Consider the following 6,000-nt stretch of genomic DNA (forward strand, 5'->3'; position numbering starts at 1 on the left):
TGCATTTCCCATTCACGCCGCGGATCATCCCGACGAATTCGACTTGTTCGCCCCTGCGGCGCTTCGGTGGGCATCGCCACCGATGCCATCGCTTCAATGCCCTCGCGGCCCCACACAGGAAACCTGCCCATGCCATGGAAAAACACGCCCACGCGATTCGGCGCGATCGCCAAGTTCTTTCACTGGACCACCGCCGCGGCCTTCATCGCCGCCTACGCAGTGGTCTATTACGTGATCTGGTTCATGGATGACACCCTGCCCGAATCCTGGCCTGTCCTGAACGTTCACTGGGCCCTGGGCTTGCTGGTCGGCACGCTGGTGTTGCCGCGCCTGCTGTGGCGGTTGTCGACCGTGCAGCCGGATCACCCGCCCGGCTCGCCGCTGGAACACCGGTTGGCCCAATGGGCGCATTGGGGCCTTTACGGGTTGCTGATCGCCATGCCGCTCACCGGCTACATCGGCACCGACGCACCCACCGACTTCGGCCTTTTCAGCGTGCCCAGTTTTCGCGAGACGGCCATGTTCGAGTGGCTGAGCCGTGCCTTGGGCGTGGGCTGGGACGCATTCGAGCCACCGGTCGACGCGGTGCACCATTTCCTGGGCCAATGGGTCGCCTGGATCGTGGTGGTGCTGCATGTCGCCGCGGCGCTGTTTCACCACCACGTCCGGCGAGACGACGTGCTCAAGCGCATGCTGCCTTGAGAGAGGCGCGCGCCCGCCTCAAAGCTGGTGCGTCACCAGCTTGAAATCCGGATCGTCCGGGTACGCCTTCACCTCGAAGCCCAGGCGCCGCATCAGCTTGAGCATGCTGGGGTTGTTGGCCAGCACCAGCCCGTCGACCTCGGACAGGCCGCGGTCGCGGGCCACGTCCATGATGCTGAGCATCAGGCGCGATCCCAGGCCACGGCCGTTGAAGTCGTCGGCCACCACCAGCGCGAACTCGCAGCTGGACTGGTCGGGGTTGGTCACGTAGCGCGACACGCCCACGATGCGCTCGGTGCCGATGATCTCGCCGTCCTCGCCCGCGCTGCGTTCGCGGTACACCGCCACCAGCGCCATCTCGCGGTCGTAGTCGATGAGCGTGAAGCGCGCCAGCATCGAGGCCGGCAGCTCGGCGATCTGCGAGATGAAGCGAAAGTACCGGCTCTCGGGCGACAGCTCCTTGACCAGCTTTTGCAGCATCTGCGCGTCGTCGGGCCGCACCGGGCGCACCAGGTATTCGCCACCGCCGCGCAGGGGCCACACCTGCTCGTAGCGCGCCGGGTACGGCAGGATGGACAGGTGGCTGTAATGCTCGCTGCGCCCGCCCACGGACTGCGCGGCGTGGCCGACCACGATGCGGGCGTCCACGGCGACGGCGCCCTGCTCGTCCACGATCAGCGGGTTGATGTCCATCTCGCGCAATTGCGGCAGCGCGCACACCATTTCGGACACACGCAGCAGCACCTGCTCCAGCGCCTCGCGGTTGGCTGCGCTGGCGCCGCGCCACTCGCCCAGCGTCTCGGCCACGCGCGAGCGTTCGATGAGCCGGCGCGCCAGGAACTGGTTGAGCGGCGGCAGCTCCATGGCGCGGTCGTCGATCAGCTCGATCATCGTGCCACCCGCGCCGAAGGTGATCACCGGGCCGAACGGGTCGTCCGTCACCAGGCCGATGCAGATCTCGCGCCCGCGCCGGGCGCGCGCCATTTTCTGCACCGTCACGCCCTGGATGCGCGCGCCCGGTTGCAGGCGGGCCACGCGCTGCACCATGTCGGTATAGGCATCGCGCGCCGCGGCCCCGGTGTGGATGTCGAGCGCCACGCCGCCCACGTCGGACTTGTGGCTCACATCGGGCGAATCGATCTTGAGCGCCACCGGAAAGCCCAGCTGCGTGGCGATCATCATCGCCTCGTGCGCGCTGCGCGCCAGCAGCGTCTTGGTGACCGGCACGTTGAACGCAGCCAGCAGCGTCTTGGACTCCATCTCGGTCAGCACGTGCCGGCGCTCGGCCAGCACGCTCTCGATCATCAGCCGCGCGCCCTCGATGTCGGGCTTGGCCAGCGAGGTGAGCGGCGGCGGCGTCTGCTGCAGCAACTGCTGGTTCTGGTAGAACGAAGCGATGTTGCCGAAGGCCCCCACGGCCGCCTCGGGCGTGCGGAAGCTGGGAATGGCGGCCGCGCGCAGCACCTCGCGCGCCGGTCCCACCGAGGCATCGCCCATCCAGCACGCCAGCAGCGGCTTGCCCATCAGGCGCTTGGTCTCGGCCAGCGCGGTGGCGACCGCAGCAGCATCGGTGCCCGGCTTGGGCGAATAGATGGCGAGCACGCCGTCGATCTGGCGGTCCTTCTCGGCCGCCTCAACCGCGCGCTGGAAGTGCTCCGGCCCCGCCTCTTCCGACACGTCGATCAGATCGGCGAGGGACGCCAGCGGCGGCAGCTGCGGCGCCAGCGCCTCGGCCGAGGCCGGCGACAGGCGGCCCAGCTGCAGCAGGATCTCGTTCACCCAATCGGCTGCCAGCACGCCCGGCCCGCCGCCATTGGTGACGATGGCCAGCCGCCGGCCCACCGGCCGGTAGCGCGAGGCCAGGCACTTGGCGGCGGAGAACAGCTCCACGAACGACCGCACCCGCACCGCGCCCGCGCGGCGCAGGGCCGCGTCGAACACGTCGTCGCTGCCCACGATGGCGCCGCTGTGCGTGTGCGCCGCCTCGTTGCCCGCCGGCTTGCGCCCGGCCTTGAGCACCACCACCGGCTTGGCATTGGCCGCCGAGCGCAGCGCGCTCATGAAGCGGCGCGCGGTGGAGATACCCTCCATGTACACCACGATGCTCTGCGTGCGCGCGTCGTTGGCCAGGAAGTCCAGCACTTGGGCGATGTCCACGTCGGTGTTCGGCCCCAGCGATACCACCGTGGAAAAGCCCACTGCGTTCTTGGTGCCCCAGTCCAGGATGGACGCGGTGAGCGCCCCCGACTGGCACACCAGCGCCAGCGACCCCTCCCGCGCCAGCGGCCCGGCCGCGCTGGCGTTGAGCTGCAGGTGCGGGCGCTGCAGGCCCAGCGAGTTGGGGCCCAGTAGGTGCATGCCCTCGCGCCGAGCGATGTGCTTGAGCCGCGCCGCATGGTCCGCGTCCATACCGTGCGACATCACCAGCGCGGCGCGGCAGCCGATGCGCCCGGCCACCTCCAGCGCCGCCACCACATCCTCGGGCGGCAGCGCGATCAGGGCCAGGTCCGCGCGTGTCTGCGCCAGATCGGCCAGCGTGCCGCTGGTGTGGATGTCCAGGAACTGCAGCGTTCCGGTGAAGCGCTGCGCCCGCAGCGCGGTGTGCAGCGCGCGGGCGCACGGCGTGAGCGACTCGGGCGCATCGGCCCGGCCGGCCAGCACCACGATGGAGCTGGGGGCGAAGAGCGGGGTGAGGTAGTGTTTTTCGATCATGGCAGGCAGCGGGCAGGCAGACAGGCAGGCAATCCATCGCATCGGTCGGTCAGGACGGACGAATGGGCGCCAGTGGCTGGCATTTTGCGGCATCGCGGCCACCGTGGGCACCCCGGCGCCGGGCGATATGCGCCGCCAGGCACGCGCTGTGGCTTCTGGCAGCCGTCAGATAGCCGTTACAGGTCCTCGGTGCGGTCGAGCCAGTCCGAGATGATCGTGTGCACCAGCCACAGCGTCTGGAAGAGCATGGCCCCCGCGAACGCGGCGATGGCCACGCAGGCCAGAAAGCAGGCAAAAACGTCCAACAGGCCCAGCGTGACCTGCGCCGCGGCCCCGATGAGCGCCGAGACGATGGACGCAAAAATCAGGTTGCTCACATTGCGCACCTGCGCATAGCGCCGGATGCGCGGGTCGATCTTTTTGAGCTGAGCGAACAGCTCGCGGTAGCCCGGCGTGTCGAACACCGTCTCCTTGAACTTGACCACGATGAAGATCTTGAGCGACAGCAAGAAGCTGCCCGTGGTGAGCAGGCCCGTGAACAGGCTGGCCCGGATCTTCTCGCCATAGAACTGCATGGCCCCATCGGCGTCGGGCACCCCATAGACCACACCGGCCACCACGGCGGCCGAGAACAGCAACGCCTGGAGCACATACCGCCTCATCGCATCGGCATCTCGAAAATGTGGCGGTGCTCGCGGCACTGCCGCAGCAGCTCCTCGACCACCCAGGCGGTGGAAAAGCGCGTCACGTCCAGCTGGTCGAGCCTGGAGGCCAGTTGGTCGTAGTCGTATTCGCCGAAATTTTCCGGGTTGTCCAAGATGGAAATCACTTTCTCGACGCCATGGGCATCCACCCCTTCGATGCGGCCGCGCTGGGGGCGCTCCGCCCTCACGCACGCCTGGATGGCCGACGCCAGCATTCTGCCGGGCGTGCCCGCCACGAAGGTGATCTTGCTCGCGCGGTTCTTGATGTAAGCCGTATGGGCCTTGAACTGCGCCTGCGGCACCTCGGGCGTAGCGACCACGTATTCGAAACTCTTCACCTTCTCCAGTTCTTCGATCATGGACTGCAGCGCCTCTTGTCGCACCAGCACTTCCCAGGAGAAGCGGGCATTGTGCTCGCGTCGGATTTTGACGCGCCGCGCCTCGGTCAACTCACTGCCACCAGCCGCCGCGATTTTCTCGGCGATCGCCAACTCCTTGTACTGGTTGAAATGGGTGCCGGCCAGGTGGCAGAAGGTGCTGACGCTGCAGGAGTGGTGGTAGTACTGGTACATGCCCGCCCCCGTGCGCTTGTGCAGCACGAAGAAGTTGAAATCCATCAGGCTGGCATCGCGGCGCACCTGCGCCACACGCACCAGGATGTTGGTGGGCGCCCGGACCAGCTCGCAATAGGTCTTGTGGTCCTTGACGGTGATGACCACGCCCACGTGGTAGTCGGGGTCCGCCGAATCGTTCAGGAAGAACAGGCGCTGCCCATCCGCGGGCGCGCTGGGGTCGTAGCCGCGGGCGGATAGGGCCTGCGCGAAGGTCTCCAGCGACAGGGGGCCCTGCGGGTGGAGAACAAACCGGAATCCCATGAATTTGACTCGCATTGCTTTGCCTCCTGAAAGGGTTGCATGGCCAGCGTGCGTACCTCCTTGGAAAAAGGTGTGAGACGGCGGGCGATGAATGCGGAGCCAAGGGGCGGGACAGTTGGCTTCGCGGTGGAGTGGAAAACGTACTTCGGCCCTTGTATGGCCTACGTTGGCCGAGGTACGGTGGGGTGTCTCACGCCGAGTTGGCCCATGTGCCGCCCAGGTAGTCAGCACGGCGCGAAGGATGGGAGAGAACTTGAAAGACTGTACTTAAAAACAGTGTTTCGGACAACCTGAAAATCCCCGAGCACCAGTGGAGGAATGAATCAGCGCGCAGCCAGTCGTCCGGGCAACGCTTGAAGCAGCGGGGTCACGGCAGGCAGCCATCCGGCCACAAGCCGCCGTTCATGTGCCACAGTTGGACTTCCTTTGAATCTTGAATCTGGATGTGGCAAATGGGTGTCGTCCGTTGCAAACCAATCACCACCCCGTTCTGGGTACGGATAGCCATTGCGCTCGTCTTGGCGTGCGCCTCGACCTTCGTGGCGCTTTGGGTGACATCGGGGGGTTTGGATCCCCAGAACAAAGGCATGCTGTTGGCCGCCATCCTGGTCGTTCCTTTGGCTTTCGCTGCAAAGCTGGATTGGCCTTCAGGCGCTTCCATCGCGTTGGCGGGCGTGACCTACTTTTTATTCTGGATGGGTGCGGTCTGGTGGGTGACGCATCCAAAGACAATGGACAGTGCGTGAACTGCGGGTGCCAAGACTTGGCGAACGCTGATTGTGGTCAGTCCTCACAGCAGAAACTTGAAGCGAAAAATGGAACGAGCCAAGAACGGTCGCAGAGTGGCAATAAGTCTTGCGTGCTGGCTCTTTTCCAGCGTTGTGACCCGTCCTGAATGAGGTTGACACCTTTCTGTTCATCAGAAAGGAAAGTCAAGTGGATCAATGGGTTAAGAGAACGCAGAAGGACTACACACTGGCCTTTAAGCTGGCGGTGGTGGATCAGGT

General features: G+C 65.9%; 7 protein-coding genes. 2 read left to right on the forward strand and 5 right to left on the reverse strand.

From position 1 onward, the window contains the following. Window positions 1-129: 129 nt before the first annotated feature. Window positions 130-702: a cytochrome b gene (locus tag AVMA1855_RS24640; protein ID WP_284427711.1), complete on the forward strand. Its 573-nt coding sequence runs from the start codon at window positions 130-132 to the stop codon at window positions 700-702. 18 nt (window positions 703-720) lie between these two features. On the opposite strand, the gene AVMA1855_RS24645 is transcribed toward AVMA1855_RS24640, so the two are convergent. The 4 genes from AVMA1855_RS24645 to AVMA1855_RS24660 all read right to left on the reverse strand — a co-directional run bounded on the left by AVMA1855_RS24645 (window position 721) and on the right by AVMA1855_RS24660 (window position 5,597). Continuing rightward, on the reverse strand, window positions 721-3,414 hold the full coding sequence (locus AVMA1855_RS24645) for a bifunctional acetate--CoA ligase family protein/GNAT family N-acetyltransferase (protein ID WP_284427712.1): 2,694 nt from the start codon (window positions 3,412-3,414) through the stop codon (window positions 721-723). 176 nt (window positions 3,415-3,590) lie between these two features. Further along, a complete protein-coding gene (locus AVMA1855_RS24650) occupies window positions 3,591-4,064 on the reverse strand; it encodes a hypothetical protein (RefSeq protein ID WP_284427713.1) in 474 nt (157 codons plus the stop codon). Window positions 4,065-4,072: 8 nt separating this feature from the next. Beyond that, window positions 4,073-5,008 carry a hypothetical protein gene (locus AVMA1855_RS24655; RefSeq protein WP_284427714.1) on the reverse strand — a complete coding sequence of 312 codons (936 nt, stop codon included), beginning with the start codon at window positions 5,006-5,008 and terminating at the stop codon, window positions 4,073-4,075. Window positions 5,009-5,360: 352 nt separating this feature from the next. Then, on the reverse strand, window positions 5,361-5,597 hold the full coding sequence (locus tag AVMA1855_RS24660; protein ID WP_284427715.1) for a hypothetical protein: 237 nt from the start codon (window positions 5,595-5,597) through the stop codon (window positions 5,361-5,363). Here AVMA1855_RS24660 and AVMA1855_RS24665 point away from each other — a divergent pair. Next, window positions 5,581-5,739: a hypothetical protein gene (locus AVMA1855_RS24665; protein ID WP_284427716.1), complete on the forward strand. Its 159-nt coding sequence runs from the start codon at window positions 5,581-5,583 to the stop codon at window positions 5,737-5,739. The genes AVMA1855_RS24660 and AVMA1855_RS24665 overlap by 17 nt on opposite strands. A gap of 37 nt (window positions 5,740-5,776) precedes the next feature. Here AVMA1855_RS24665 and AVMA1855_RS24670 read toward each other — a convergent pair. After that, the coding region (locus AVMA1855_RS24670) for a hypothetical protein (RefSeq protein ID WP_284427717.1) at window positions 5,777-6,000 on the reverse strand (224 nt) is incomplete at its 5' end.

This window comes from Acidovorax sp. SUPP1855, assembly GCF_030158955.1.
Taxonomy (GTDB): domain Bacteria; phylum Pseudomonadota; class Gammaproteobacteria; order Burkholderiales; family Burkholderiaceae_C; genus Paracidovorax.

What these genes read in the sequence shown, in the direction of transcription:
- AVMA1855_RS24665 (WP_284427716.1), top strand. Translation starts at nt 5,581, where the DNA reads ATGCTGTTGGCCGCCATCCTGGTCGTTCCTTTGGCTTTCGCTGCAAAG.
- AVMA1855_RS24640 (WP_284427711.1), top strand. Translation starts at nt 130, where the DNA reads ATGCCATGGAAAAACACGCCCACGCGATTCGGCGCGATCGCCAAGTTC.
- AVMA1855_RS24655 (WP_284427714.1), bottom strand. Translation starts at nt 5,008, where the DNA reads ATGCGAGTCAAATTCATGGGATTCCGGTTTGTTCTCCACCCGCAGGGC.
- AVMA1855_RS24660 (WP_284427715.1), bottom strand. Translation starts at nt 5,597, where the DNA reads ATGGCGGCCAACAGCATGCCTTTGTTCTGGGGATCCAAACCCCCCGAT.
- AVMA1855_RS24645 (WP_284427712.1), bottom strand. Translation starts at nt 3,414, where the DNA reads ATGATCGAAAAACACTACCTCACCCCGCTCTTCGCCCCCAGCTCCATC.